Annotated in this window: 26 protein-coding genes and 1 tRNA gene; 20 read left to right on the top strand and 7 right to left on the bottom strand. The window is 70.0% G+C overall.

Annotated elements, in window-relative coordinates:
* Positions 1 to 38 precede the first annotated feature (38 nt).
* The 3 genes from QSK03_RS14040 (at position 39) to QSK03_RS14030 (ending at position 1,909) form a co-directional block, all read left to right on the top strand.
* Positions 39 to 1,250, top strand: a complete 1,212-nt coding sequence (locus QSK03_RS14040; RefSeq protein WP_285652977.1) for a low temperature requirement protein A — start codon at positions 39 to 41, stop codon at positions 1,248 to 1,250.
* Positions 1,251 to 1,315: 65 nt separating this feature from the next.
* A complete protein-coding gene (locus QSK03_RS14035) occupies positions 1,316 to 1,540 on the top strand; it encodes a hypothetical protein (protein WP_285652974.1) in 225 nt (74 codons plus the stop codon).
* Positions 1,541 to 1,552: 12 nt separating this feature from the next.
* The gene (locus QSK03_RS14030; RefSeq protein ID WP_285652971.1) at positions 1,553 to 1,909 is read left to right on the top strand and encodes an S-adenosylmethionine decarboxylase; all 357 of its coding nucleotides are present in this window, start codon (positions 1,553 to 1,555) and stop codon (positions 1,907 to 1,909) included.
* 414 nt (positions 1,910 to 2,323) lie between these two features.
* On the opposite strand, the gene QSK03_RS14025 is transcribed toward QSK03_RS14030, so the two are convergent.
* Complete coding sequence (locus QSK03_RS14025; RefSeq protein ID WP_285652968.1) at positions 2,324 to 2,725, bottom strand: hypothetical protein; 402 nt, start codon at positions 2,723 to 2,725, stop codon at positions 2,324 to 2,326.
* 854 nt (positions 2,726 to 3,579) lie between these two features.
* On the opposite strand from QSK03_RS14025, the gene QSK03_RS14020 reads away from it, so the two are divergent.
* The 3 genes from QSK03_RS14020 (at position 3,580) to QSK03_RS14010 (ending at position 8,453) form a co-directional block, all read left to right on the top strand.
* Complete coding sequence (locus QSK03_RS14020; RefSeq protein WP_285652965.1) at positions 3,580 to 4,758, top strand: hypothetical protein; 1,179 nt, start codon at positions 3,580 to 3,582, stop codon at positions 4,756 to 4,758.
* Between the two features lie 682 nt (positions 4,759 to 5,440).
* Positions 5,441 to 7,084: a tetratricopeptide repeat protein gene (locus QSK03_RS14015; protein WP_285652962.1), complete on the top strand. Its 1,644-nt coding sequence runs from the start codon at positions 5,441 to 5,443 to the stop codon at positions 7,082 to 7,084.
* A gap of 457 nt (positions 7,085 to 7,541) precedes the next feature.
* Positions 7,542 to 8,453 (top strand): DUF4231 domain-containing protein, encoded by a 912-nt coding sequence (locus tag QSK03_RS14010; protein WP_285652960.1) that lies wholly within the window; start codon positions 7,542 to 7,544, stop codon positions 8,451 to 8,453.
* Positions 8,454 to 9,042: 589 nt separating this feature from the next.
* On the opposite strand, the gene QSK03_RS14005 is transcribed toward QSK03_RS14010, so the two are convergent.
* Positions 9,043 to 9,564, bottom strand: coding sequence for a GNAT family N-acetyltransferase (locus QSK03_RS14005; RefSeq protein WP_285652957.1), 522 nt, complete (start codon positions 9,562 to 9,564; stop codon positions 9,043 to 9,045).
* The gene (locus tag QSK03_RS14000; protein WP_285652954.1) at positions 9,561 to 10,346 is read right to left on the bottom strand and encodes a GntR family transcriptional regulator; all 786 of its coding nucleotides are present in this window, start codon (positions 10,344 to 10,346) and stop codon (positions 9,561 to 9,563) included. The genes QSK03_RS14005 and QSK03_RS14000 overlap by 4 nt, the downstream gene beginning before the upstream one ends.
* A gap of 120 nt (positions 10,347 to 10,466) precedes the next feature.
* On the opposite strand from QSK03_RS14000, the gene QSK03_RS13995 reads away from it, so the two are divergent.
* Genes QSK03_RS13995 through QSK03_RS13960 form a run of 8 tightly spaced genes read left to right on the top strand, consistent with a single transcriptional unit; the run spans position 10,467 to position 14,613 of the window.
* Positions 10,467 to 10,745, top strand: a complete 279-nt coding sequence (locus QSK03_RS13995; protein WP_285652951.1) for a WhiB family transcriptional regulator — start codon at positions 10,467 to 10,469, stop codon at positions 10,743 to 10,745.
* A 21-nt stretch (positions 10,746 to 10,766) separates the two neighbouring features.
* Positions 10,767 to 11,177, top strand: a complete 411-nt coding sequence (locus QSK03_RS13990; RefSeq protein ID WP_285652947.1) for a hypothetical protein — start codon at positions 10,767 to 10,769, stop codon at positions 11,175 to 11,177.
* Positions 11,177 to 11,455, top strand: coding sequence for a hypothetical protein (locus QSK03_RS13985; RefSeq protein WP_285652944.1), 279 nt, complete (start codon positions 11,177 to 11,179; stop codon positions 11,453 to 11,455). The genes QSK03_RS13990 and QSK03_RS13985 overlap by 1 nt, the downstream gene beginning before the upstream one ends.
* Positions 11,452 to 12,702, top strand: a complete 1,251-nt coding sequence (locus QSK03_RS13980; RefSeq protein ID WP_285652941.1) for a hypothetical protein — start codon at positions 11,452 to 11,454, stop codon at positions 12,700 to 12,702. Before QSK03_RS13985 ends, QSK03_RS13980 begins: the two co-directional genes overlap by 4 nt.
* Positions 12,699 to 12,929, top strand: a complete 231-nt coding sequence (locus QSK03_RS13975) for a hypothetical protein (RefSeq protein WP_285652940.1) — start codon at positions 12,699 to 12,701, stop codon at positions 12,927 to 12,929. Before QSK03_RS13980 ends, QSK03_RS13975 begins: the two co-directional genes overlap by 4 nt.
* On the top strand, positions 12,926 to 13,273 hold the full coding sequence (locus QSK03_RS13970; RefSeq protein ID WP_285652938.1) for a hypothetical protein: 348 nt from the start codon (positions 12,926 to 12,928) through the stop codon (positions 13,271 to 13,273). Before QSK03_RS13975 ends, QSK03_RS13970 begins: the two co-directional genes overlap by 4 nt.
* Positions 13,274 to 13,276: 3 nt before the next feature.
* Positions 13,277 to 13,459 carry a helix-turn-helix domain-containing protein gene (locus tag QSK03_RS13965; RefSeq protein WP_285652937.1) on the top strand — a complete coding sequence of 61 codons (183 nt, stop codon included), beginning with the start codon at positions 13,277 to 13,279 and terminating at the stop codon, positions 13,457 to 13,459.
* Positions 13,456 to 14,613 (top strand): site-specific integrase, encoded by a 1,158-nt coding sequence (locus QSK03_RS13960; RefSeq protein ID WP_285652936.1) that lies wholly within the window; start codon positions 13,456 to 13,458, stop codon positions 14,611 to 14,613. The genes QSK03_RS13965 and QSK03_RS13960 overlap by 4 nt, the downstream gene beginning before the upstream one ends.
* 74 nt (positions 14,614 to 14,687) lie before the next feature.
* On the opposite strand, the gene QSK03_RS13955 is transcribed toward QSK03_RS13960, so the two are convergent.
* Positions 14,688 to 14,772, bottom strand: a tRNA-Ser gene (locus tag QSK03_RS13955).
* A 20-nt stretch (positions 14,773 to 14,792) separates the two neighbouring features.
* Complete coding sequence (locus tag QSK03_RS13950) at positions 14,793 to 15,260, bottom strand: MarR family winged helix-turn-helix transcriptional regulator (RefSeq protein ID WP_285652934.1); 468 nt, start codon at positions 15,258 to 15,260, stop codon at positions 14,793 to 14,795.
* A gap of 78 nt (positions 15,261 to 15,338) precedes the next feature.
* On the opposite strand from QSK03_RS13950, the gene QSK03_RS13945 reads away from it, so the two are divergent.
* Complete coding sequence (locus QSK03_RS13945; protein ID WP_285652932.1) at positions 15,339 to 16,352, top strand: NAD(P)H-quinone oxidoreductase; 1,014 nt, start codon at positions 15,339 to 15,341, stop codon at positions 16,350 to 16,352.
* Between the two features lie 225 nt (positions 16,353 to 16,577).
* Here the strand turns inward: QSK03_RS13945 and QSK03_RS13940 are convergent, their stop codons facing one another.
* A complete protein-coding gene (locus QSK03_RS13940; protein ID WP_285652929.1) occupies positions 16,578 to 17,795 on the bottom strand; it encodes a cysteine desulfurase-like protein in 1,218 nt (405 codons plus the stop codon).
* Between the two features lie 100 nt (positions 17,796 to 17,895).
* On the opposite strand from QSK03_RS13940, the gene QSK03_RS13935 reads away from it, so the two are divergent.
* The 5 genes from QSK03_RS13935 to QSK03_RS13915 all read left to right on the top strand — a co-directional run bounded on the left by QSK03_RS13935 (position 17,896) and on the right by QSK03_RS13915 (position 24,818).
* Complete coding sequence (locus QSK03_RS13935; RefSeq protein ID WP_502872169.1) at positions 17,896 to 18,468, top strand: bacterial proteasome activator family protein; 573 nt, start codon at positions 17,896 to 17,898, stop codon at positions 18,466 to 18,468.
* A gap of 68 nt (positions 18,469 to 18,536) precedes the next feature.
* Entirely contained in the window at positions 18,537 to 19,481 is a 945-nt protein-coding gene (gene wzm / locus QSK03_RS13930; protein ID WP_285652924.1) for a galactan export ABC transporter permease subunit Wzm/RfbD, read from the top strand.
* A 5-nt stretch (positions 19,482 to 19,486) separates the two neighbouring features.
* Positions 19,487 to 20,281, top strand: a complete 795-nt coding sequence (wzt, locus tag QSK03_RS13925; RefSeq protein WP_285652921.1) for a galactan export ABC transporter ATP-binding subunit Wzt/RfbE — start codon at positions 19,487 to 19,489, stop codon at positions 20,279 to 20,281.
* A complete protein-coding gene (gene glfT1 / locus QSK03_RS13920) occupies positions 20,278 to 21,201 on the top strand; it encodes a galactofuranosyltransferase GlfT1 (RefSeq protein ID WP_285652918.1) in 924 nt (307 codons plus the stop codon). Before wzt ends, glfT1 begins: the two co-directional genes overlap by 4 nt.
* Before the next feature lie 71 nt (positions 21,202 to 21,272).
* Positions 21,273 to 24,818: an arabinosyltransferase domain-containing protein gene (locus tag QSK03_RS13915; RefSeq protein ID WP_285652915.1), complete on the top strand. Its 3,546-nt coding sequence runs from the start codon at positions 21,273 to 21,275 to the stop codon at positions 24,816 to 24,818.
* Between the two features lie 450 nt (positions 24,819 to 25,268).
* Here the strand turns inward: QSK03_RS13915 and QSK03_RS13910 are convergent, their stop codons facing one another.
* Positions 25,269 to 25,709 carry a GtrA family protein gene (locus QSK03_RS13910; protein ID WP_285652912.1) on the bottom strand — a complete coding sequence of 147 codons (441 nt, stop codon included), beginning with the start codon at positions 25,707 to 25,709 and terminating at the stop codon, positions 25,269 to 25,271.
* Positions 25,710 to 25,719 lie beyond the last annotated feature (10 nt).

Raw genomic sequence — 25,719 nt, 5'->3', positions numbered from 1 at the left:
GGCTGACCCCCGCCGATCTCGACGAGTCTGGGGGAGCCATGAGCGAGACGAGCTCGCCGGTCGCGCGCCGGCCGTGGCACCGGCTGATGGGCGCCCGGGACCCGGAGCAGCAGCACCGCGCCGCGACCCCGCTCGAGCTGCTGTTCGACCTGGCCTTCGTCGTCGCCATCGCGCGCGCCGCGGCCGAGATGCACCACACGATCGCCGAGAACCACGCGGCGCAGGGCATCCTGACCTACCTCGTGGTCTTCTTCGCCATCTGGTGGGCGTGGATGAACTTCACGTGGTTCGCCTCGGCGTACGACTGCGACGACGTGCTCTACCGGGTGCTGACCATCCTGCAGATGGCGGGCGTACTGGTGCTCGCCGTCGGCATCCCGGCGGTCTTCCGGAGCTTCGACATCACGATCGTCGTCGCCGGCTATGTGATCATGCGAGTGCCGCTGATCATCCAGTGGCTCCGCGCGGCGCGGGAGGACCCCGAGCGGGCGTCCACCTGCCGCACCTACGCGCTGGGCCTCACGGTCGTCCAGGTGCTCTGGATCGCCCTCGTGTTCGTGCCGATGCCGTGGGCGGCCATCGGGCTGGTCGTGCTGATCGCCGCCGAGCTCGCCATCCCTGCGTACGCGGAGGCCCGCGGCGGACGCCCGACGACGTGGCACCGCGAGCACATCGCCGAGCGCTACGGCCTGCTGACGCTGATCGTGCTCGGCGAGGTGATCCTCGGCGTGACGAACGCGATCGCCGGCGCGTTCGAGGAGGGCTTCTCGCTGTCCCTGCTCGCGCTCGCGATCGGCGGGCTGCTGCTGGTCTTCGGCCTCTGGTGGACGTACTTCCTCGGCGGCGACGACGCCGGCCTCGGCAACCTGCGCGTGGCGCTGACCTGGGGCTACGGCCACTACTTCGTCTTCGGAGCGATCGCGGCGCTCGGGGCCGGCCTCGAGGTCGCCGTGGACGCCGAGGAGCACATCGCGCACATCGGCGCGGCCGGCGCGGCGTTCTCGGTGGCGATCCCGGTCGCGATCGTGCTCGTCACGCTCGCCTCGCTGCGGGCGCTGGTGTGGGCGCGCGAGACGCGCAACCCGGTGCTCATCGGCCTGCTCGTGGTCCTGCTGCTCGCGTGCGCGGCGCTGGCGGGGGTCGTCGGGGTGGGGCTGGCGGTCCTGCTCATGGGCCTCGTCCTCGGCGCGGGCGTCACGACGTTCCTCGCGATCGCGGCCCGGCGGACCGAACGGACCGGCGCCGGATAACGGTGGTACGCAACCCGCCGCAGCGGGCACCCTCGTCCCACCCGCGAGAGCGCCGAGGTGACGCAATGGCTGCTGACGAGGACGAGACGAGCGAACCGGAGCCGGACCCCCAGCTGGCGGGAGCCGTGGACGACGCGATGAAGCGGGAGGTGTGGCGCGCCCTGGCGCCGCAGTTCCAGCACCTGGCCTTCGAGAGCCGGCGGGTCCAGCCGCCGCGCGACCGCACCGAGATCGACGAGATCCTCGACAAGATCCGGGACGAGACTCCGGACGACGAGCGTCCCGACTGACACACTGCCGGCATGCGGGACCTCGCCCCCGACATCACGCGGCGGCGCCTGCTCGTCGAGGGCTTCTACACGACGCCGGTCGACGCCGACGACGTGCGCCGCTTCCTGCTCGACCTGCCCGCGGCGCTCGACCTGCGCAGCTACGGCGAGGTGACGGTGCACGCCCCGGGCGGGCAGGGCAGGGACGACAACGAGGGCTTCGACGCCTTCGTCCCGCTCATCGACTCGGGCATCTCGCTCTACGTCTGGACCGTGCGCCGCTTCCTGGCGCTCGTGGTGTTCACCTGCAAGAGTTTCGACGCCGACGCCGCGGTGTCCTTCACGCGCGACCGGTGGGGCATGACCGACGTCGAGCACCGGGCGTTCTAGGGCGAGCGGCGGTCAGTGGATGTCGTCGAGCAGCTCGGCGGGGTCCCGCCCGCTCATCATCGAACCGGCCCAGGTGCTAGGCAAAGTCCGATAAGGCTTCTGAGCTGCGGAAGTTCTCCTGCGGAGACCTCCGCAGACGTCATCGGTGACAGCGTCGCTGCTGTCGCCCGTCGCTGTCAGATCAACTCACGACCAGCCGCGGGCGACAGCCCACAAGCTGTGTCCGCGGCCCTCGCGACGGAAGGCGAGCCACGTCCTGATCGTCCGCATGCGCCGGAACGTTGCCCGGCGCGCGCCCGACTGTCTATCGAACGCGTGTGCGAGGGTAGCGCCAAGGTACTTCAACAGGATCTTGGGCGATCCCTAACAGCGACGAACGCCTGGCTGAGCTTGAGCGATGTGTCGCCCGTAGCCCTATGCCTTCACCTCGGCCTTCCGGGCGAGAGTCCACCGTCCAGCGTTGACCTTGTGGGTCCCGTCGTAGCCCACCCACATTCCCGTGGCCTTTTCTCCAGCCGCAGACAGACTGAACTGGACGACGCCGTGGTAGCTGCGGCCGTCCGCCGTCTGCTCCGCCCAAGTCCCCGAGATCGTCCCTCGGCTGTCAAGCAGACATTTCAACCGAAGACCCCCAGGCTTGGCTTTCTTGTTCTCCATTATTCCTGTAACCCAAACTCGCCTTCCCATCTTTCTGATGCGAACAGTATCGCGTGCCCAGAGAGTCTCGTCGCCAGTGGAGGGGTATTCGTACTCACTAATCCAAATCCCTTTCAAGGTTTGCGCCGTGTCGCCTGCCCGAAAGAGAGCGAGCACCACCCTGTCGATTCTATCGCCAAACAGAGCAGAAACGGCCTGTTGGATAATGCCTCCCGCGACAGCACCCGAGAGCCAGAGCAATGCGCTTGTAGCGGTCAATCTCAGTTCCCCCAGAGTCATCCCGGCCGAGCATCCGAGTTTCGACTGTCAATCCTGGCGGTTGTAGCTTCGCTCCTGCTAGATGCAGACGGGCCCAGCTTCGGGGTCTCTCCCTCGGCGGCGCGGGCTCTGCCCTGCCGGGCCGCTCGTGCCGGTGCAAGCGCCCCGATTCGCGTGAGGCTGCGGCGGACTGGTTGGTGGGCGCTTGCGGCTGTGCGGGCGGTCTGGCAGCCCTCGGGCGCGTCGTCGTGGGTGAGGCCTCGCCCCGACCACCACCAGGCCCCTGCCGCCGGCTCGGTTGCTGGTGGGGGCTCTCCTGAGGTCGGTGTCCTGGTCCAGGGCGGAGCGCCTGGCCGCCGGAGGCCCAGACCGCTCCCGCTCCCGGTGGCCGCCGTGGTCCTGGTCGTCGCTGTCGTCGTCGTGGTGGGCGGCCCGGGGGCCGGCCGCGCGGCACGGGACGAAGTCAGGAGTGAGAGCGTGGCCGGCCCGGAAGGGCCGGCCACCGCCGGCGCGCCAGCGCCGGCTCTGGCCGCTGGTGGTGCCGGGTGAGCGGGCGAGTTCTCGGTAAAGGGGTAACAGGTCTTCGACCTGGACGGCGCCGCCGTGAGGATCACGTTCCGAACCGACGCGGCCCGGGGCGTGCTGGTGGTGCGGGCAAGGGTGGCGAGTCCGTCGAGACGAAGCGCCAGGAGCGTGCCCAGTCCCGTCGCCGGGACCGCTGGGCCCGTCGCCGCCAGCTACGGCCGATCTCGTCGTTGAAGCGGGTGCAGCAGTGCGGCCACAAGATCGGCGGCCCGGACGCCGGCCCGACCCTCGGGGTGATCACCAACAAGGACGGCACCCGCTCGGCGGCCTACGGGGGGCTCAAGCACTGCGGGTCGGTGTGGACCTGCCCGGTGTGCGCGGTCAAGGTCGCCACGAGGAGGGCCGACGACCTCGCCGCGGTGATGCGCGCGGTCCACGAGCGAGGCGGGAGCGCGTTCATGCTCACCCTGACAATGCGGCACGCCCGCGGTGACCGCCTCGGCCTGTCGACCATCGAGCGCCGCCGCCGGGACTTGCTCGAGGAGCGCCGCGCCGACCGGGAGGTGGCCGAGGCCAACGGGTGGGACGTCGACGAGCGCGCCGCCGAGGCCGAGGAGATCGAACTCGGTGGGATCAAGGCCCGCGAGGGCTGCTGGGACGTGCTCGGCTACGCCTGGGCCGCGGTCACCTCCGGCTCGACCTGGGTCAAGGACTCCACCCTGTTCGGCGGCCTGCTCGGCTGGGCGCGGGTCGTGGAGGTCACCGACGGCGCCAACGGCTGGCATGTCCACGTCCACGCGCTGCTGTGCTTCGCCGACGACGTCGCCGCCGAGCTCGTCGCTGCGGGCGTTGGGGCGCGCATGTTCGGTCGTTGGCGCCGGGCGCTGGAGCGCAGGGGTTTTGACGCCTCCGATGAGCACGGTTGGGACCTCCGCAAAGCGCAACTCGGCGAGGGCGACCTGGCCGACTACTTCACGAAGGTGGCCCACGAAGTCACTGGCGCCACCGGTAAGCAAGGGCGCTCTCGTGGCGGCCGCACACCGATGCAACTCCTCGCCGATGCCGTCGACACCCACCGCGCCGAGGACATCGCCCGCTGGTGGGAGTGGGAGGAAGCCTCTGACGGTCGACGCCAACTTACCTGGTCGGGCAGCTCTCGTGATCTCAGGACATTGAGCGGGCTCGGTCACGAGGCCACTGACGAGGAGATCGCCGATGAGGACCAGGAAGCAGATGTGCGGCTTAGCCTGACGTCTGATACCTGGGGCTGGCTCGGCGCAGCAGACCGAGAGGTAGAGCTCTTAGAAGTCGCGGAGAGATGCGGGCTTGCTGGTGCCAGTCAGTGGCTCGAAGAGCGCGGTCTCCGGCACGCCACGGCGCAAGCCGGGCGGATACCCGCACCCAGCTAACGGCATGTGAGGACTTTCTTCACGACTGACAACGTCTTCAAGCCGGCCCTGACGGGCGGGACCGAGGCGGCGCCGCTGCCGGCACGCCTCTACCTTCGGCCGACGGCCGGCGCGGGCACGCCCGGCCATTCCAGTAGGCCAGCAGTAGACGAGCGCGAGACGAGCGAGACGAGCGAGACGAGCGAGACGAGCCTCCCCGAGGCGAGGGAGCTCAAGGCCGCGCGGCCAGGATCAAGATCGGCGGAGCCGCGTGCGGCGGAATGGTCTGTCGGCCACGGAGCGTCACACAGGCGCCCTCACGATCAAGGGTGCTACGCATCGCTACGCGACGGCCGGACCACCGCACATCAGCGCACGATCAACATGTGTGTGCACGGGGCGGTGGCCCGTACGCTCTTGATCGTGAGTCTCCGCGCCTGCGCTCAGGCGCTCCTAGCGTGGCGGGGCAGCACCCCGACCGGGCCGGCAGCCCTTGACACCCTAGAGGCCACCGTGCTGCGGGAGCGGTTCACCACTTGCAAGTAGTGCAACCTCCGATACCTCCGGGTCGTGGGAGGTCGGCCGGGAGTAGGGGGAGATACGCGCGGCCCAACGCAGTGCACTTCGCTCTGCGTGTAACACTTCGTACGGTGGCGCGATGTCCTAAAGACAATCACCACGACCTGAACCTGCGAGACCTCATATGGCCAGACGTTCATGCTTTGTTATATCGCCGATCCGGAAACCCGGTACACCAGAATTCGACCACTACCGAGCGCTCTACGAAACCGTCTTACGGCCCACGCTGGCCGAGAAGGGCTTTGAAGTTCAACGCGCTGACGACATCACCAAGAGTGGGGCGATCACTTCAGATATCGTAACACTCTTGGCCAGTTCGGACCTTGTCGTGGCAGATATCTCGGAGTTGAATCCTAACGTCTTTTACGAGCTCGGTGTTCGTCATTCGCTCCGCGGATCAGGCACGATCATGATCGTCGACAGCACCAAGACTGAGGTGCCATTTGATTTAAAGCCCTATCGGATGATCGAATTCTCGTCGGACCTTCGAGGAATCGAGAAACTTCGTGAGGGGTTGGTTCGCTTTATAAGCACATCGACCAATTCCGATGCTGCGGGAGATCGCGATAATCCGGTCCACGACACTCTGTCGTCGCTGCCAGACAATATTTATGCGCATGCTGAGGGGTCGGCCGAGGGCGAACTGCGCGAAGAAGTTGCTCAGCTGAAGCGGCGACTGCAACGATATACGGAAGTTTACGGGATCGAAGATGGAGAGTCGATTAAGACGAGCGCGATCGAAGTTGTGTCGACCGTGCTCTTGCAGGCTCAACGTGGCGAGCTGCCAATCAATCTCTTCTATGCTGCACGAAGTGCCGCTCGCGAAAGTAAGCACGAGGAATTCCTGACAAGCGTTCGGCAAATCCTAGAATCGAAGAGTAGCTCTCTTTCTAGCTCGCAGCTGAGTGCGCTTGCACGCGATGCGTCAACCCTCGAGCTACCAGAAGAAATCCAGCTGGTGCTGATCGAGAAGGCGATCCAGCAGAATCCAAACGATCCCCTCCTGAAGAACTCCTACTTCGGCGTTCTTGCTCGTTCCGAGGATCCGAAGAGTCGCGAGCGTGCTCGTCGAGAACTACGGGATGCAACAGGAATCACGATAGGGGAAGATGGGTCCGTAACGGTAGATGGCGTCCTTGAGGAGAACATCGGAACCATAGGTGTTATGCTCGACGCGTACCACCAGGACCAATTGCACAGCGCGGCACTCCAATTGACGAACGCTCTCGTCGAGAAGTTCCCAAATAATTCCAGCGCGCTTCGGAATCATGCGCGCACCCAATCGTCGCTTGGGGAGAAGTCGGCAGCTATCGCAACGTACGAGCTTGCAATGGCGGCGCCGGACGTTGCGGACATAACTGCAAACTGGTACGGCGGCGAGCTTTGCAGGCAGGGCGATGGTGCCGCTGCACTTAGCCCGTTCCTGCGTGCTTGCGAGCTAGATCCTGACGATGCCGTCAACTATGTACGCATCGCTGAAGCTCAATCTGCCATAGTTCGCGGTATATATCGCGAGAATTCGCGTCCGACAGACCATCTCGACGTAGATTCCGTCAAAGTTGCGCTGACTTGTGCGTTCTCTTGTTCAGCTATGCCATCGGGCGCGTTTAACCGAGCGAAGGCCGTCGTTGAAGACTTGTCGCTCGGCAACTCTTATCTGCACTCGCTCGTAGCATTACGGAATAGCCGCAACCCATCGGAGCAGACTGAACTGATGACGCGTAAGGATCGAGTCAACGCGGTGAGAGACTCCATACTGAACACGTAGACGCACAAGAGAGCGGGATGCTGACTGTTCTGCAGCGATGAGGGAGTGAGTCCTGCGCTACGTCGCCACCTCTGTGTTCGAATGCCGGACGAGCGCAAGATCGTCTTACTCGTATCCCCCCACGGACTGATGGAGGGCAGAGCACGCTGTGCCGGTAACGCTCGGGACTGGTGACCCCACCTACGCCCAGCTCAGGAGAATGAGTCGCAGGGAAAACGACAGGAACAGTGAACGAAGACTTCTTGATCAGGGAATCGTCGGCTAGAGCCGCGCGGGCCGAGCTGCCTCTTCATGACGTCAAGGCGGGCGCTCGGCTGTCGAACTGCCCTCAAGTCTCAAGTGAGCCATGACCTCCCCACTATGGCGCCACAGCCGACGGCCGTGCTGTTCCCGGCCCTGAGCGCACCCCGTGGGACGCCCCGTGCCGAGCAAGTAGAGCACGTTAGTATCTCTAGTCATGACAGACGAGGTAGCGAAACTCGCTTACCCCGGCTCCTACGACGCTGCGGGCGAAGCTTCACTCCGAGGACAGAAGCGCTACATGGGGCTTGTCGGAGTTCGCTCGGTCGCGCTGGTCATCGCAGCTCTTGGCGGTGCCGTCAGCTGGTCGCTCGGCGGTATTGATGTCTTTGCCTGGGCAGCTCTCATTGCGTTCCTCTTGGCGCTAGCCGTCGAGGTCCTAACTTACGCTCTCGCTCCGGAACAGGTTTGGTATGAGGGTCGCGCCGCGGCTGAGTCTGTCAAGACTCTGACGTGGCGGTACTGCGTAGGCGGAGACCCTTTCCCAAGTCATCTCTCCGAGCAGGATGCTTCCGCCCTCTTCCTTGCACAGTTGTCTGAGCTTACTACCGACTTGAATTATATCCCGCCGCCCATCGTCGACCCGACTCGCGAAGTTACCGATTCAATGAAGCGTGCACGCGCCTCTTCATTTGATACCCGAAAGTCCCTTTACCTTGCTGGGCGAATCCTCGATCAGGTCTCTTGGTATAGCAAGAACGCCCAGGCGAATGATCGATGGAGGCAGGTATTCCTGCTTCTCACCATCTTGATAGAGTTCGCGGGAGTCCTAGCTGCGACTTTCAGGACTGCAGGGGCTATCAACTTCGATATGTTAGGGATACTTGCCGCCATGGCGGCCGGCCTCGCCACCTGGGCGCAGACTAGGCAATACGGGCTGCTCGCTCGATCCTATTCGATCGCCGCTCATGAATTGAATGTTATCCGCTCTGAAGTCGAAAGCAAGAACGGCAAGTCGTGGGCACGGTTTGTGGACGAAGCGGAGGAGGCGGTGTCTCGTGAGCACACGTTGTGGAGGGCGTCCCGTGGAGTGCTCACTCGCCCGGGGAGGTCGCCCTGGGTGAAATAGGCCAGGACGTCGTCGCGCATCGGTGCAGCATCCACCCAAGCGTGGCGAGTTCCTTCGAGTCCTGCGGGCGGCCCAGCCCCGGAGTCGGTCGATCCCGCGCAGTTAGTGACGCCCGGCCGCGTTCATTAGGTTCGTCGGCGTAGGCCGCGATAATCCGTTGATAGGCTCACCACAGTCACCTCGACTGCGATGTACTCAGTGGCGACCACCGCCTCAAGGTCGGGAAACTCCCCAACTCGCGCCGGACACCCGAAGCGCCTCCTTCATGGTGGAACTTCGCAATGGCAATGGGTGACCATAGCTGTGCGGCGCTTGATGCTTGAACCCGTGGCGAGGACCTGCCCTATTCGGTTGCCGCTACGGACGGCTGGGAGTTCTGGTCTGCGCGCGACGCGGTCGTCGGCGACACGGTCAAACTCAAGGAGATACGTCGGCCGGGCGGCGCTCGGCGACTAGGTAAGGTCGGGACGACGAGCACCACAACGCGCTGGTGATGGAGTTTTCAGGGATCGTTCGTCCACGTAGGCAGCTGGCGCTGCGGACAATAGTGGCAGCATCCGGGTCGTCGGCCACGGGCAGTGTGAACACGTCACTGCTCAAACGGAACAAGCGGTCGGCTCGGTGTAGGACGTTGGAAGAGGGAGCCTGACGGGCGCCATGGTGCGTCGACAGTGCGGACGTGGGACCAGCCGTGTGCCTTGTAGTAGCGGTGCAGTCCCGTATTGGAGCGGTAGCAGTCGAGGCGCACGTAGTCGTAGCCGAGTGCGCCAGCAAACTGCTCGATCCACCGTGTGAGTTCCTCGCCAATGCCTTCGCCGGCGTGGTCGCGGGACACGATCATGCGGTGGATGTAGAGGGCGCTACCCGGGACGTCCTCGGGGCACCAGAAGTCGGGGTCAGCGAAGGTGTCAACAGTGACGGTAGCGATGACCCGACCGGTGTCGTCCTCACCGACGAAGACGTTGCCGTGCTCAATGTCGCCCCGGACCTGCTCGACGCGCGGCTCCCACTGCCACTGATCCACACCCTTGCTAGCGAGCCACGCAGTCGCTTCACGGAAGAGGTCGAGGACGGCGTCGAGGTCGTCGGGGCCGGCGCTGCAGACGATCACTGCTCGCTGTCCTTTTCTGCCTTGGCGGGGCGGGTGCGCTCGAAGGCAATGAGATGGCGATCGCCTGGGAGCACGTTGCGCACGACCCGGACGGGTCGACCGTCGTCGGTGTAGCCGGTGACCCGGTGCAGGGCCACCGGCACGCCCAGCCCGATCTCGAGGCGGCTGGCTTCGTCCGGGGTGGGCATGCGGACTTCGATCTCGTCCACAGCGTGGGTCTGCTCGGCGCCGAGTTCGGCGAGCACGACGTTGGCGCCGCGGCCGATGTCGGCGGGGTGCATGATCTCGCTGCCCTGCACCAGCTCGAGCGGGAAGTACGAGTCGTTGGTGTTGAACGGGGTGCCGTCGAGGTAGCGCACCCGCTTCCGAATGACCACGGTGTCGGTCTCCGTGAGTCCGAGGCGGGCGGCGACGTCGGCCGGTGGGGTGGCCAGCTCGACGGCGATGGTCTGTGAGGGCTTGCGACCCAGCTCGACCTGCTCGTCCATGAACTGGTCCAGCTCGCGGTGCAGGGGCCGTTCGCGCCACTCCTTCTGCGGGCGGTAGGTCAGGCGCTCGATCTGTCGCACGAAGTGCCCGCGCGGGCGCTCGGAGACCACCAGGCCCTCGTTGACCAGCACCTGCATGGCCTGGCGCACGGTGGCGCGGGTGACGCCGTAGTCCGTCGTCAGGGACTGCTCGGTGGGCAGCTTGGCGCCGGCGCCCAGCTCGCCGCTTTGGATGCGGGCGCGCAGGTCGTCGGCGATCCGCTGGTAGATCGGGCCGGCGCCTCTGCTGGTCATGCCAACAGCTTGGCCCTGTTATCGAACATTGTCTAGGCAATCTGCTCCGTCTACTTGACGTGAAGCGGAGTGGCGCACCAGGCTCCCTAACGTCTACATTGTCTAGTCAATGAGGCCGACATGGAGCCCTGGACCGACCGAGCGGCGTGCCGAGACGCCGACCCGGACCTGTTCTTCCCGGTCACCGAGGACCGGACCCGCCGCGCCATCGCCGCCCAGGTGGCCCGCGCCAAGACCGTCTGCGCCCGGTGCCCGGTCTGGAGCACCTGCCTGTCCTACGCGGTCGAGACCCGCCAGGACCACGGCATCTGGGGCGGCCTGACCGCCACCGAACGCCGCCGCCTCGCCCGCGGCGGCACCGAGACCCGCACCCGCCAACAGCCGCCCGACGCGGCCTGACCACCCGAAGGAGCACCACCGATGTACGAACTGAACGCCCCCATCCACGCCACCCGGATGAAGGCCGTCGCCACCGGCTACTGCCAGCAGCTCGAGCGCTGGGAGGACGGCCCCACCGGCCGGCGCAACACCGGCCTCCCGCTGCTCGACGACGCCACCAACGCGCCGATCACCATCCACGACGTCATGCTCCCGACCGGCCGCGACGGCCGCCTCGAGCTCCACGGCGTCCGCGTCATCGGCCACGAGGTCCCCGACCTCGAGCCCTACACCGAAGTCGAACTCGAAGACCTCAACGCCCGGGTCCGCCCGGCGCGCAACGGCGCCAAGGGCATCGAGGTGTCGTTCTCCGCCACCGCCATCCGCCCCGCCGTCACTGGCGGTGTCCGCCCGGCCCGCAAGACCGGCGGCGACGAGACGGCGGCCGCGTGATGGCCGCCCCCGCCCGACCTGCTCGCTCGCGGGTGCAGGTCCGGACCGCGGCGCTGCTCGACGAGCTCGTCCTGACCTGCCGCGGCGCGGCCTGCGTCGAGCAGTGGACCCCCGCCCCGATCGGCGACGACTCCGGCGACGGGGTCGTGCAGCTCTCCCAGGAGCGCTGCCCCGCCTGCGGCTCCTCGGTCTGGGAGGTCACCCAGGTCCAGGTCGCCGCGTCCCCCTCCCGCGCCCGCCGCCGACGGGCCCGCACCCACCGGAGCAGCCGGTCATGACCCCCAGGACGTTGGACCGCACCCGCCCACCCGCCGCCGGGCACCGCCGCCCGCCCGGATTCGTCGCACGCTGGCGCGCCCGCCGCGCCGAACGCGACGCGTGGGCCGCGCACCATCTGTTCGCCCAGGGCATCACCGCCGAGTTCCGCGAAGCCTGCACCGCGCTGCGCCTGTGCCAGTACGTCTCCGTCGCCGCCGGGCTCACCGTGCGCACCCCACGCGTGAGCGCGGTCCACGGCGGCCCGCCCATCACGCTCACCGTCGAGCTGATGGCCGGCCAGGAGCCCGGCGACTTCACCAGCCGCCAGAACGGCCCTCGGCTCGCGCACTCCCTCGGCGGGCACGGCCTGCGGGTCGAACCTCTCGCCGGGCGGTGGGTCCGACTGATCGTGCTCAACCACGACCCGCTGCGCGAGGGCTTCGGCCTCCCCTCGCTTGCCGTCGCGTCCGGATCGGAGCCGGTGATCCTCGGGCGCACCGAGGACGGCATCACTCTCGGGCACGCCTTCACCGACGCCGGGCACCTTGGAGCGCAGGGTCAGAACGGATCGGGCAAGTCGGCGCTGTTCTACGGCCTGCTCTCCCAGGTCGCCGCCGCCCCGGACGTGCTCGTGGCCGGCTCGGACATCACCGGCCTGCTGCTCGGCCGAGCCTGGGACGGCACGATCCACCGCGCCCACCAGGTCACCGGCACCGGTGACATCGCCGCGCATGCGCTGCTACTCGAGGACCTGGTGGCCGAGATGGACCGCCGGCTCGCCACCATCCCGCCGCGCCGCGACAAGATCGAGCCGTCGGCGCAGACGCCCACGGTGCTGGTGGTGCTCGAGGAGTTCCCCGGGCTGCTGCGCGCGGCGGACGCGCGGCCGAAGCCCAAGCGCGGCGAGGGCGTCCCGGCCGGCGACCGCATCCGCTCCGCGGTGCTGCGCCTGCTCTCCGAAGGGCGGAAGGCCGCCTTCCGGGTCCTGATGCTGGCCCAGCGGTTCGAGGCCACCGCCGTCGGCGGCGGCTACGCCCGCGACCAGTTCGCCCTGAGGCTGAGCTTCAGGGTTCCGGCCGACTCGCTCGAGATGCTCCACGGCACCGACGCCCGCCCCCTGGGCGCTGATCACGCCAACGCCGCGCCTGGCATCGCCTACCTGTCAGGACTTGGCAGGGACTGCGAACGCATCCGCGTCCCGTACCTCGGTGACTACGGCGAGTACGTCGACCGCGTCCAACGCTTCGGACGGCGGGCCGCCGCATGAACCTCATCGCCATCGTGATCATCGCCGGCCTCGTCACCGCCCTACTGGTCAAGAGCCACAAGGCCGCGCCCGCGCTGGTGTCCGGCGTCGTGACCCTCGTGCTGCTCTTCGCGGCCTTCCCGACCCTCGGCCCGGCCGTGTCGAGCAGCGCCGGCGAGTTCGCCCACCAGCTCGGCGCCGCCACTGACCGCGCCGCCGACATCCCACAGAACGGAGAGCGGCCGTGACTGACCTCGCCCGCCACCTCGACGGCGCGTCGACCAGCGTGGCGCTGGCCAACCACGCCACCCACGGGGCGCCGCTCGCCGTCACCGACGCCTACGACGTCGTCGGCGCCCTCGACGAGCTGCTGCGCCGGCTCCCGCAGCTCGTCGGGTTCCTGGTCCGCAGCACCAAGCGCGCCGACCCCACCGACTACTTCGACGACCTCGGCCGCCACCCCGCCGGCGCCATCGCCGACGCCGGCCACGCCCTGGCGCTCGTCGTCGCCGATCTCGACGCCGCCGGCGCCCACGCCACCACTGCCCACAACCACCTCGGCCACCTCGGCCGGCTGACGACGGAGGACTGATCCATGGAACGGGTGTTCCTCACCCCCGAGGAGGTCGCCGAGGCCCTGCACGTCGGTCGGGCCAAGGTCTACGACCTCATCCGCGACGGCGAGCTCATCTCGGTCAAGATCGGTCGGCTGCGCCGCGTCCACGCCGAGGCCGTGCGGGAGTACGCCCGCCGGCTGATCGAGGAGGCCGCAGCGTGACCCGCAACAGCAACGGCGACGGGAGCGCCTGGCAGCGCAAGGACGGCCGCTGGTCGGGCGCCGCCTACGTCCGCACCCACACCGGCAAGATCGAGCGCCGCTACGTCTACGGCAAGGACGAGAAGGACGTCGTGCGGAAGATCGGCAAGCTGCAGGAGGCCAATGACCAGGGCGTTCCCGCCGGCCCGACCCGGCTGACCGTCGCGACGTTCCTCGGCGAGTGGCTCGAGCACGCCCGGCACCACATCCGGCCGCACACGTGGGCGAGCTACGAAGCCAACGTCCGGCTCCACCTCGTGCCGCTGATCGGCTCGAAGCAGCTCACGGCGTTGTCGGTGCGCGATGTCCGGCTGATGGTCGAGAAGCTCCGGAGGGCCGGCGTCACCCCGCGCACCGTGCAGTGGATTCACTCGACGCTGCGCGCGGCACTCCAGCACGCGTTCCGCGAGGAGCTGGTGACCCGCAACGTCGCTCGCGGCGTGAAGATCGCGACACCGGGCACGGGAACGACACCGCCGCCGTTCAGCCCGGACGAGGCGCGCCGCTTCCTGTCCGCGGTCGCCGATCACCGGCTCTACTCCCTGTGGGTCGTGCTGATCGTGCTGGGGCTGCGCCGGTCGGAGGCGATCGGGCTGCACTGGTCGGACATCGACCTCGACGCGGGCACCCTCAAGATCACGCGTGGACTGCAGCGCGTGGAGGGCGAGTTGCGGGAGCTACCGACCAAGACACGTCGCTCGACGCGCACCGTGCCGCTGCCGCCGATCTGCGTCCACGTGCTGCGCACCCACGGCGACCGGCAGGCCAAGGAGCGGGCGAACGCGGGCCGGCTGCGCTGGCAGGACACGGAGTACGTGTTCACGACCGGGGTCGGGACGCCGCTGGAGCCGTCGTACGTCTCCCGGCTGTTCGTGGAGCTGTGCGCCAAGCACGGCTTCCGTCGGGTCCGTCTCCACGACATGCGCCACACCTGCGTGACGCTGCTGCTCTCGCTCGGGGTGAATCCCCGGATCGTCATGGAGATCGTCGGCCACTCGGCCATCGAGATGACCATGAACGTCTACGGCCACGTCAGCCTCGACAGCCAGCGCGAGGCCCTCGGCCTGCTCGACGACCAGCTCGGCAAGCCCACCGACGACCAGCCCGAGGAGTGACCCGTTGCTGTCATCAACCGCTGTCACCGGATCATGGAGCGACCGTGAAGATCGTCCGCACCGTCTCTCACCTGCGGAAGCGGGGGGATTCGAACCCCCGGCACCTTTCGGTGCGTCCGCTTTCAAGGCGGATGCAATCGGCCGCTCTGCCACGCTTCCGCGGGCCAGGGTAGGGCCGGTCAGGAGTCGGCGCGCAGCTTGGTCGCCACGCGCTCGAACACGTCGCCGATGACCTTGCGCTCGTGGTCGTCGAGGAGGTCGACGAAGTGGGCGCGGACGCCCTCGAGGTGGTCGGGCGCCGCGCGCTGGAGCACGTCGAAGCCGTGGGCGGTGAGCACGGCGAACACGCCGCGACCGTCGGAGGGGCAGAGTTCGCGGCGCACGAGGTCGTCGTTCTCGAGGCGCGACACCTGGTGCGACAGGCGCGACTTCGAGGCCACGACCTCCTCGGCGAGCAGGCTCATCCGCATCCGGTGGTCCGGCTGCTCGGAGAGCCGCACGAGGATCTCGTAGTCGGCCAGCGAGAGGCCGTGCCGGTCGGACAGCTCCCGGTTGAGGCGCCCGGCCAGCAGCGCCTGGCCCGCGATGTAGTTGCGCCACGCGTGCCACTCGCCGGAGTCGAGCCAGCGCGGCTCCTGCTCCCCCATCCCCCCACCGTACTGCCATCCCGTACCGGGGGTACGGGACGCGGCGGCGCGCCGTGTTCGCCGATAGCGTCACGGCCCGTGTACGCCATTCACATCCGCGAGTCCGGCGGCCCCGAGGTCCTGCAGTGGGTCGAGCACCCCGATCCCGAGCCGGGGCCCGGCGAGGTCGTCGTCGACGTCGTCGCGACGGCGGTGAACCGCGCCGACGTGATGCAGCGCCAGGGCAACTACCCGCCGCCCCCCGGCGCCCCGGAGATCCCCGGCCTCGAGTGCTCGGGGCGGATCGCGGCGCTCGGGTCCGGTGTCAGCGGCTGGAGCGTCGGCGACACGGTGTGCGCGCTGCTGGCCGGCGGCGGCTACGCGGAGAAGGTCGCCGTGCCCGCGGCCCAGCTCCTGCCGATCCCGCCGGGCCTGTCGATGACCGACGCGGGCGGGTTCCCCGAGGTCGCCTGCACGGTCTGGTCGAACCTCGCCATGACGGGGCACCTGGGCTCCGGCGAGACGCTGCTCGTGCACGGCGGCTCGGGCGGGATCGGGACCCACGCGATCCAGGTCGGTAAGGCGCTGGGCGCCCGCGTCCTCGCCACCGCCGGGTCGCCGGAGCGCCTCCAGACCTGCCTCGACCTGGGCGCGGACGTTGCGATCGACTACCACGACGACCTGCCCACCGAGGTCAGGAGCGCCACCGACGACCGCGGCGTCGACGTCATCCTCGACAACATGGGCGCCTCGATGCTCAAGGCGAACATCGCCAGCCTCGCCGTCGGCGGGCGCCTGGTGATCATCGGGCTGATGGGCGGTGCCAAGGCCGAGATCAACCTCGCCTCCCTGCTCCCCCGGCGGCTCTCGGTGGGGGCGACGACGCTGCGGGCCCGCGAGGTCGAGGGCCCCGACGGCAAGGGCGCCATCGTCAGCGCGGTCCGCGAGGGCCTCTGGCCGCTGGTCGGCGAGGGCCTCGTGAAGCCGATCGTGCACGACTACCTGCCCGTCGCCGAGGCCTCGCGCGCCCACGAGCTGCTCGACGCCGGCGGCGTCGTCGGCAAGCTCGTGCTCGTCGTGCGGGACGAGGACGGGGTGCTCGGCGGGTCGTAGATCAGGAGCGCGGCATCCACATTCGGAGGCCGACCGAGGTGGACATCGCGCTCCTGATCTCCGGCGCGGTCCGGGCGTCGCGCGCCCCCGGCGTGTCGCGACGGCGAGCGTGTGGCGATCCTGGCGTCAGACGCCAGGAAAGCCGCATTGCTCGAACACACGCCGACCCCGGGCCCCCGGGCCCCCGGGCCCAGCGCTGCACCCGGCGCTCCAGCGGCGGCGGCGCTACAGGCGGGCGAGGGCGCTGACGAGCGTGTCGATCTCGTTGCGTGTCGAGTAGTGCGCCAGGCCCACGCGCACGACGCCGCCGACCTCGGCGCCGCCGAGGACCTCGAGCGCGCCCGAGTCGCCGGTGTCGGTGACCACGCAGACCCCGTGCTCGGCGACGCGTTCGGCGACCTCGCGGGCCGTGCGCCCCGCGACCGTGAACGCGACGACCGGGATCCGCCGGGGCGGTTCGCCGATCACCATCACCCCGGGCAGGAAGCGGAGCTCGGAGACGAGGTAGTCGGTGAGCTCGTCCTGGTGGCTGCGCACCGAGCTCATGGAGGTGAGCACGCGGTCGCGGCGCGGGCCGTCGGCGGTGTCGTCGAGGTCGGCGAGGTAGTCGACCGACGCGACGAGCCCGGCGAGCAGGGCCCACGGCGCGTCCCCGACCTCGAGGCGCTCGGGACCGCGCGCCGAGGGGTCCAGCGAGGCGGCGGGGAGGCGGTCGAGGAGGTCCGGGGTGCGGAAGACGAGCGCGCCGACCGGCGGCCCGCCCCACGCCGACGCCGAGAGCACCAGGACGTCGGCGCCCATCGTGTCGAGGTCGAGCGGCAGGTAGGGCGCGGCGGCGGTGGCGTCGACGACGAGCAGCGGGTCGATCGCGGACGGGCGCGAGGGCAGGGCGTGGACCTTGCGGGCGATGGCCGCGACCTCGGTGCGCACACCGATGGCGGGGCAGGCGGCGGTGACGGCGACGGCGCGCGTGCGGTCACCGAGCAGCTCGTCGAACTGCCAGCTCGGCAGCTCGCAGGTCTCGACGTCGATCTCGGCGGTGCGCAGCCGTCCGCCGGCGCGCTGCGCGGCCCGCTCCCAGGGAGCGACGTTGGCGGCGTCGTCGAGCCGGGAGACGACGACCTCGTCGCCGAGGTCCCAGTCGGCGCCGAGGGCGTCGGCGAGGCGCTCGAGCAGCGCGGCGGGGCCGGGACCGAGGACGACACCCTTGGGGTCGGCGCCCACGAGGTCGGCGACCGCGCGGCGCGCGGCCTCGACGATGGCACCGCCGCGCTGGGAGGCCGGGAAGACCCCGCCGGGCCGGGAGACCGGCGCCCGCAGGGCCGACGACACCGCCGTGGCCACCTGCTCGGGGATCTGCATCCCCGTCGGACCGTCGAGGTGCGCCCACCCGTCACCCAGGGCCGGCACCAGGCCGCGGACCCGAGCGACGTCGAACGTCATGCCTTCGGAGGGTACGGAGCGCCCCACGCAGCAGCGACGCCGGTCAGCCCAGCAGACACCGACGGGCGCCGGGCGGGCCCCACGTGCCGCCGGGTGGAGGATGGACGGCATGAGTGAGGAATCGCCGAACACGTCCTCGTCGCCCGGCCCCGGCGACCAGGTCATGGTGGTCGGGCCCGACGGCCAGCCGGTCGGCACCGTTCGCGTGCCGGGCGGGGAGGACTCCTCCGGCGAGGGCGCCGAGGACCGCGGCGAGGACCTCTCCGGGGCCGTCGAGGAGCCCGCGAAGGTCATGCGGATCGGCATGATGATCAAGCAGCTGCTCGAGGAGGTGCGGGGCACCGATCTCGACGACGCCAGCCGCGGGCGCCTGCGGGAGATCCACGCCTCCTCCCTGCGCGAGCTCGAGACGGCGCTCGCCCCGGAGCTGCGCGACGAGCTGAACCGGCTCATCGAGCCGTTCACCGCCGACGAGCCCCCGTCCACGGGCGAGCTGCGGATCGCGCAGGCGCAGCTCGTCGGCTGGCTGGAGGGCCTCTTCCACGGCATCCAGACCGCGCTCGTCGCCCAGCAGATGGCCGCACGCGTCCAGCTCGAACAGATGCGCCGGGGCCTGCCCTCGGGCTCGTCCGGGCAGTCGAGCGGTGTCGGGGCGACGGGTCAGTACCTCTGAGGACCCCGGCGGGGACCGGCGAGCCGGGGCACGGGGACCCACCCCCCGCGCAGGTACGCTCACCGGTCGTGGCTGTCCCCGCACTCGCGCGCCAGGACGCCGATGATTCGGCGCCCGACGAGTTCGCGCCCTCCCCGCGCAGCTGGGGACGCGCGTTCGGCGACATCCGCGCCGCGCTGGCCCAGCGCGAGCTCTGGGGCCACCTCGGCTGGCAGGACATCAAGCAGCGCTACCGCCGCTCGGTGATCGGCCCGCTGTGGATCACGATCAGCATGGCCGTGACCGCGGCGGCCCTCGGTGGCCTCTACTCGCAGCTGTTCGGTCAGCCCATCGGCACGTTCATGCCGTACGTGACCGTCGGCTTCATGATCTGGTACTTCATCAGCGCCTGCGTGCTGGAGGGCACCGAGACCTTCATCGCCAACGAGGGCCTCATCCGGTTCCTGCCGGCCCCGCTGATGATCTACGTCTTCCGCACGGTCTGGCGCCAGGTCCTCTTCTTCGCGCACAACGTCGTGGTCTACGTCGTCGTTCTGGCGATCTTCTTCCAGCAGCTCGAGGGCCCCTACACGATGGTCAACAAGGCCACGAACCCGGACGCGATCGTGCACCCCGGCCTGAGCTGGTGGGCGCTGCTGGCGATCCCGGCGTTCGTGCTGATCGTGGTCAACGGCCTCTGGGTGACGCTGCTGTTCGGGATCATCTCGGCGCGGTTCCGCGACATCCCGCCGGTGGTCGGCAGCTTCATGCAGCTGTTCTTCACGATGACGCCGATCATCTGGACCACCGACCTGCTCACCGGCGGCGCGCCCGGCAGCCCGAAGGCGATCATCTCGTTCCTCGCGAAGCTGAACCCCTTCTACCACTTCATCGAGATCTTCCGGGCGCCGCTCGTGGGCCAGGTCCAGAGCTGGACGCACTGGGCGGTCTGCGGTGCCATCACCGTCATCGGCTGGTCGCTCGCGCTCCTGGCGCTGCGCAACTACCGCTCCCGCGTCGCCTACTGGGTGTGAACGACATGGTCAGCATCGACGTCCGCGGGGCCTGCGTCGAGTTCCCGATCTTCGACGCCAAGAACAGGTCGCTCAAGAAGTCGGTCCTCGGACGGGCCGGCGGGCGGATCAGCGAGCAGAAGGTCCCCGTCGTCGAGGCGCTGCGCGACGTCGACCTCTCGCTGCACCAGGGCGACCGGGTCGGGCTCGTCGGGCACAACGGCGCGGGCAAGTCGACGCTGCTGCGCCTGCTCGCCGGCATCTACGAGCCGACGCGCGGCCGGGCGAGCATCCGGGGCCGGGTGGCCCCCGTCTTCGACCTCGCCGTCGGCATGGACCCCGAGATCTCGGGCTACGAGAACATCCTCATCCGCGGCCTGTTCCTCGGCATGAGCCGCCGCGAGATGGAGCGCCGGGTCGACGAGATCGCCGACTTCACCGAGCTCGGCGACTACCTCAACATGCCGCTGCGCACCTACTCCACCGGCATGCGCGTGCGCCTCGCGCTGGGCGTCGTCACCTCGATCGACCCCGAGATCCTCATCCTCGACGAAGGGATCGGGGCCGTCGACGCCGCCTTCCTCGAGAAGGCCCGCGACCGCCTGCGCGACCTCGTCGGCCGCTCCGGGATGCTCGTGTTCGCCTCGCACTCCGACGAGTTCCTCGTCGAGCTGTGCGACACCGCGATCTGGATGGACGGCGGCATCATCCGCGAGCAGGGCCCGCTGCGCGACGTCGTGAGCCACTACAAGGGCCGCGACGTGTTCGAGAACCTCAGCCAGGAGACGCTCGAGCGCCTCGAGCGGGCGAACGCGGGATGACCGACACCGGCCCCGACACCGAGTCCGTCACCGCCGTCGTCGTCACCCGGCAGCGGGCCGACCTGCTGGTCGACGGGCTCGCGGTGATCGCCAAGCAGACCCGCAGGCCGGACCACCTCGTCGTCGTCGACAACGGCCCCGACGACGCGACGCGGGAGGTCGTCGAGAACTGCGGGCTGCCCGTGACCTACCTGCCGTCGCACCACAACCTCGGCGGCGCCGGGGGCTACGCGCTGGGCATGCTCACCGCCCTCTCCCGCGGGACCGACTGGCTCTGGCTCGCCGACGACGACGGGCGGCCGGTCGACGAGCACGTCCTCGCGACCCTGCTCGACGTCGCCCGCCGGCGCGGCCTCGCCGAGGTCTCCCCCGTCATCGCCGACATCGACGATCCGGACCGGCTGGCGTTCCCGCTGCGCCAGGGCCTGCACTGGATGCGGCGGCGCAGCGAGCTGGACGCCTACGGGGACGGTGACGACGGGGACCTGATGCCCGGGATCGCGCACCTGTTCAACGGGGCGCTCTTCCGCGCGTCGACCCTCGACGTCATCGGTGTCCCCGACCTGCGGCTCTTCGTCCGCGGCGACGAGGTCGAGCTGCACCGCAGGCTCGCCCGCTCCGGGCTGCCCTACGGCATCTGCCTGACCACCGCGTACCTGCACCCCGACGGGTCCGCCGAGTTCAAGCCGATGCTCGGCGGCCGACTCCACGCCCAGGACCCGGGCGACGCCACCAAGCGCTACTACACCTACCGCAACCGGGGCTACCTGCTCGCCCAGCCGGGGCTGCGCAAGTTCGGCGCCATCGAGCACCTGCGCTTCGCCTGGTACTTCCTCGTCTCGCGCCGCGACCCCGCGGGTCTGCGCGAGTGGCTGTCCCTGGTCCGCCTCGGCCGCCGCGAGCGTTTCCTGCGCCGCTGAGGCCCTCCCGTCATGACGAGATCCCCGAGCCACCTCACGGCGCCCTCCGGCGCCCGGACTAGCCTCGCCGCGTGCTGACGTCGGAACAGACGGTGGGCCCGGCGGACCCGGGTCACGACGTCTCCGAGACCCCCGACGGGGGTCGACCGACGCGCGCACCGCGATGGTTGCGCCTGCTCGCGGTGGGTCTCGGGCTGCTCGGCACGGCGCTGGCGCTGCTGTTCCCGTTCCTGCCGGTCGTCCAGGACACCGCGACGATCAGGTGGCCGAGCGCGACCACCGGCACCCGTCCGGTGGACGCCCCACTGGTGGCCTACCGGCCCGAGACGATGTCGGTGACGGTGCCGTGCCGCGCGATCCAGGATCTCGACGCGCGCACCGGACCGGCTGCGACGGTCTTCTCCAGCTACCCGCCGCTGTCGCCCGACGGCCCGCAGGTCGGGATGCGCCTGACGGTGCAGAACGGCCAGCTGGTGCTCAACGACCGCGGCCAGCAGTTCGCCAACGCGACCGTGCCGCCGGGCGACTGCACGGTGCGGATCGTCTCCGACGCCGGCTCGACGCTCATCGACCTCGGGATCGGCCAGGAGATCCGAGTCCCGTTCGACGCCCGCCCGCAGGTCGTGGGCATCTACTCCGACCTCGACCAGGGGCGCGACGACGTCAGTGGCGTCTCCGTGTCCATCACCCCGGACACGCGGTTCCAGACGACGCCGACCACGTTGAAGGTCCTCGCCGGGATCCTCGCGGTGCTCGCGGTGATCGGCGGGGTGTGGGCCCTGCACGCCCTCGACGTGCGCGCCGGACGCCGCGCGCCACGGCTGGCGCCGAAGGGCTGGTGGTGGCCGACGGGCCGGGACGCCGTCGTCACGGCGGTGCTCGCCGTGTGGGCGGTGATCGGCAGCCAGACCTCCGACGACGGCTACATCCTCGGCATCGCGCGGGCCCGCGAGTCGCTGGGCTACATCGGCAACTACTACCGGTGGTTCAGCGTCCCCGAGGCGCCGTTCGGCTGGTTCTACGAGCTCTACGCCCAATGGATCCGCATCGACGACTCGGTGCTCTGGCTGCGCGTGCCCTCGGTCGCCATGGGTGTCGTGTCGTGGCTGCTCATCAGCCGCGAGCTGCTGCCGCGCCTCGGCCAGCAGGTCCGGCGGTCGAAGGCGGCCGCGTGGGCCGCGGCCATGGTGTTCCTCGCGTTCTGGCTGCCCTACAACAACGGCCTGCGCCCCGAGCCCGTCGTCGTGATCTCGGCGCTCCTGGCGTTCTGCGCCGTGGAGCGCGGGGTCGCCACGCGGCGGCTGGCCCCGGTGGCGCTCGGCCTGCTCACCGCGGCGTTCGCGGTCGCGGCCACCCCGACCGGCTTCATCGCCGTCGCGCCGTTCCTCGCCGCCGCCCGACCGCTGTGGCGCCTGGTGGTCGAGCGGGTCCGCTTCAGCGGGTGGCTCGCCGTGCTCGCACCCGTCACCGCGGCCGGCCTGCTCGTGCTCGTCGCGATCTACGCCGACCAGACATGGGCCGCCATCTGGGAGGCGACCCGCCTGCGCACGCTGCTCGGCCCGAACTGGAGCTGGTTCCAGGAGGTCGTGCGCTACCAGTCGCTGTTCGGCACCGCGGCCGACGGCTCGCTGGAACGCCGGTTCCCGGTCCTGCTGCTGATGCTGGGCATCGCGGTGTGCATCGTCGTGCTCCTGCGCCGCGACAAGATCGCCGGCGCCGCCCTCGGACCGGCGCAGCGGCTCATCGGGTCCTCGGTCCTCGCGTTCGTGGTGCTCGCGCTGACCCCGACCAAGTGGACCCACCACTTCGGTGCCTTCGCCGCGCTCGGCGCCGGGATGGCCGCACTGACGGCCCTCGCGACGTCCTCGGACGTCCTGCGCTCGCGCCGCAACCGGCTGCTCTTCCTCGCCGCGCTGTTCGGCGTCCTCGCGCTGGCGTTCACGGGCCCGAACACCTGGTGGTACACGAACAACTGGGGCGTGCCGTTCAACAGCAGCCCGCCGTTCTGGGACGGCTGGCCGTTCGTCGGGCTGCTCTCCGAACCGCTGCCGGTGTACTCGCTGAGCCTCGGCGTCTCGGTGATCCTGCTGATCCTCGCCGGGATCGAGCACGTCCGCGGCGTGCCCCGCGGCCCGCAGCCCGAGAAGCCGGCGAAGCCCTCGGCCGCCTCGGCTGCGGTCGGGGCCGTGCTCGCCCCGCCGAAGGAGGCGATCGGCAAGCTCCGGCGCACCCGCGGCGGGTCGAGCGTGGAACGCCGCGCCCGGGCGCTGCGGGTCGGCTCGGCCCCGATCGCGCTGGTGTGCGCCGCGCTCCTGGTCTTCGAGATGGTCTCGATGACCGACGGCATCGAGGCCCAGGCCGGCAGCTTCTCCCTCGGCGGCGACGTCCTCGAGCACCCCTTCGGCGGCTCCTGCGGCCTGGCCGACGCGGTCCGGGTGGAGGGCTCCACCCAGGCCGGCGTCCTGCCGGTCGCCCCCGCCGCGAGCGGGCAGGCCCCCTCGGCACCCGGCGTGCTGCCCACCGTCGCCTCGGCCACACCGACGACCACCCCGGCGACGGGCACCGGCGCCGCCGGCGGGTCGGGCACCACCGGCTCCGACGGTGGCGGGACGACGACCACCACCCCGCCGACCACCACCTCCGGCGCACCCGGGGCGACGACGTCACCGAGCCCCGCCCCGCTGCCCCCGAACACGATCCCGGCCTCGGCGCCGGACGCCCAGCTCGTCGACCTGACGCCGGGCAACACCGGCTTCTCCCTGGCCGGCGCCAGCCCGCCGGTCGGCGGCGGCACCGGGGTGTCGGGCTTCGAGTACTCACTGCGCAACGGCCTCGCCGACCAGGCGCTCGGGTCCTACGACCCCTCCGGCACCAACACCGGCGTCCTGCGCACCGACTGGTACTCGCTCAACGACGACCTGCGCCGCGGCACCACGCCGCTCGTGCTCTCCGTCGCCGGGCGCCTCAACGGCGGCAACTTCCTGCAGATCCAGTACGCCGACCGCCTCCCCGACGGCCGCCTGCGGGTCCTCGGCCAGCAGCCCGTCGACGACGGCCGCGCCGGCGAGCCGGGCTGGCGCGAGATCCGGCTCAACCTCGCCGGGGGCGTCGGAGCCCAGGCCGACGAGGTGCGGCTCATCGCGCAGGACCGGGCGCCCGTCCCCGACGGCTGGCTCGCGGTCGCTCCCATGCGCGGGCCCCAGCTCGTGCCGCTGACGCAGATCCTCGGACCGGAGAACCCGGGCTACCTCGAGTGGCCCGTGCAGTTCGCGAGCCCGTGCCTGCGCCCCTTCGACGCCCGCGACGGCATCGCCGAGGTCGCTCGCTACCGCCTCATCGCCGACGCGAGCCAGCTGCGTCCCGGCGGCGTGAACTGGTCGTCGGCCAACGCGGGCGGGCCGCTCGGGTGGATCGAGACCCTGGAACGGCGCACCGAACTGCCCACCTACCTCGCGGGCCAGCCCTGGCGGGACTGGGGCATCGTCGAGCGCCTCGACCCCTACACCCCCGACGCCGCCGCCCCGACCGTGCAGCACGGGCAGCGGACGGTGTGGGGGAACTACACGCCGGGCCCCATCGGCGACCCGCCCCCGGGCACGCCGTCGCCCTCGCGGTAGCTGAGGTTCGGGGGTTTGTTGCAGCGAACGCGCTATCGGTGTGCTCAGCTGGATGTTCGCTGCTTCTAGGCGCGCGAAGTCCCCGTTGATCAAGGGGCGCGGAGCGGGGGCGGGGCGGGGCGCGCACCGGGTCGGTGGCGGCTGCGCGAGTCGGCGCGGGTCGGCGCAACGTTGATCAGGAGCACCTCATCGCCCGTGCGGGGCGGCGCGAGTCGGCGCGCCGTTGATCAGGAGCACCTCATCACCCACGGCGGGCGGCGCGAGGTGCACAGCGCTCTCGTGATCTCCGCAGACCCGGGCGCGGCAGGAGCCGCGAGTGGAGCGAAGGCGTCCTTCGCTGCGTCCGACGCAGCGAGGGCGTCCCTCGCTCCCCTCGCCCGAGCGCCCCTCGCCCGAGCGCCCGCTCGCCCGAGCGCCCGAGCGCCGGGCCGCGCCCGGCGAGCGGGGAGCTCAGTCGCGGAAGATCACGGTGCGCATGACGACGAAGTTGATCGTCGTGGCGCAGGCCTGCGCGATGAACCAGGACAGGAAGCCCGCGAGGACACCCGGGTTGATCGTCGGCGCGTCCATGACGTGCAGCACCAGGGCCGCGACACCGACGTTGACCGCGAACGTCGAGCCGTAGAGCACGACGAAGCCCAGGAACTTCCCGGCGCCGCCCGTCGAGGACGCGAAGGTGAAGCGGCGGTTGAGCAGGTAGGCCGTCGTGGTGCCGAGGATGAACGCGATCCCCTTGGCCGCCGGCGCCCAGAGGCTCAGGGCCAGCAGGCCCGAGTACACACCGAGGTCGACACAGGCGGCGACCGCCCCGATCGCCACGAAACGCACGATCTGGGCCTTGAGGCCCAGCGGCGCGGGGCGCTCGTCGGTGTCGGACCCGGTGACGGTCATGGGACGAGGG

The organism is Actinomycetospora sp. NBRC 106375, from assembly GCF_030269665.1.
Classification (GTDB): domain Bacteria; phylum Actinomycetota; class Actinomycetes; order Mycobacteriales; family Pseudonocardiaceae; genus Actinomycetospora.
This window is presented reverse-complemented; position numbering and strand designations above follow the sequence as displayed.

Bases quoted from the DNA above. Each gene is read 5' to 3' on its own strand.
- QSK03_RS14040 (WP_285652977.1), top strand. From the start codon at position 39: ATGAGCGAGACGAGCTCGCCGGTCGCGCGCCGGCCGTGGCACCGGCTG.
- QSK03_RS14035 (WP_285652974.1), top strand. From the start codon at position 1,316: ATGGCTGCTGACGAGGACGAGACGAGCGAACCGGAGCCGGACCCCCAG.
- QSK03_RS14030 (WP_285652971.1), top strand. From the start codon at position 1,553: ATGCGGGACCTCGCCCCCGACATCACGCGGCGGCGCCTGCTCGTCGAG.
- QSK03_RS14015 (WP_285652962.1), top strand. From the start codon at position 5,441: ATGGCCAGACGTTCATGCTTTGTTATATCGCCGATCCGGAAACCCGGT.
- QSK03_RS14010 (WP_285652960.1), top strand. From the start codon at position 7,542: ATGACAGACGAGGTAGCGAAACTCGCTTACCCCGGCTCCTACGACGCT.
- QSK03_RS14000 (WP_285652954.1), bottom strand. From the start codon at position 10,346: ATGACCAGCAGAGGCGCCGGCCCGATCTACCAGCGGATCGCCGACGAC.
- QSK03_RS13995 (WP_285652951.1), top strand. From the start codon at position 10,467: ATGGAGCCCTGGACCGACCGAGCGGCGTGCCGAGACGCCGACCCGGAC.
- QSK03_RS13990 (WP_285652947.1), top strand. From the start codon at position 10,767: ATGTACGAACTGAACGCCCCCATCCACGCCACCCGGATGAAGGCCGTC.
- QSK03_RS13985 (WP_285652944.1), top strand. From the start codon at position 11,177: ATGGCCGCCCCCGCCCGACCTGCTCGCTCGCGGGTGCAGGTCCGGACC.
- QSK03_RS13980 (WP_285652941.1), top strand. From the start codon at position 11,452: ATGACCCCCAGGACGTTGGACCGCACCCGCCCACCCGCCGCCGGGCAC.
- QSK03_RS13975 (WP_285652940.1), top strand. From the start codon at position 12,699: ATGAACCTCATCGCCATCGTGATCATCGCCGGCCTCGTCACCGCCCTA.
- QSK03_RS13965 (WP_285652937.1), top strand. From the start codon at position 13,277: ATGGAACGGGTGTTCCTCACCCCCGAGGAGGTCGCCGAGGCCCTGCAC.
- QSK03_RS13950 (WP_285652934.1), bottom strand. From the start codon at position 15,260: ATGGGGGAGCAGGAGCCGCGCTGGCTCGACTCCGGCGAGTGGCACGCG.
- QSK03_RS13940 (WP_285652929.1), bottom strand. From the start codon at position 17,795: ATGACGTTCGACGTCGCTCGGGTCCGCGGCCTGGTGCCGGCCCTGGGT.
- QSK03_RS13935 (WP_502872169.1), top strand. From the start codon at position 17,896: ATGGACGGCATGAGTGAGGAATCGCCGAACACGTCCTCGTCGCCCGGC.
- wzt (WP_285652921.1), top strand. From the start codon at position 19,487: ATGGTCAGCATCGACGTCCGCGGGGCCTGCGTCGAGTTCCCGATCTTC.
- glfT1 (WP_285652918.1), top strand. From the start codon at position 20,278: ATGACCGACACCGGCCCCGACACCGAGTCCGTCACCGCCGTCGTCGTC.
- QSK03_RS13910 (WP_285652912.1), bottom strand. From the start codon at position 25,709: ATGACCGTCACCGGGTCCGACACCGACGAGCGCCCCGCGCCGCTGGGC.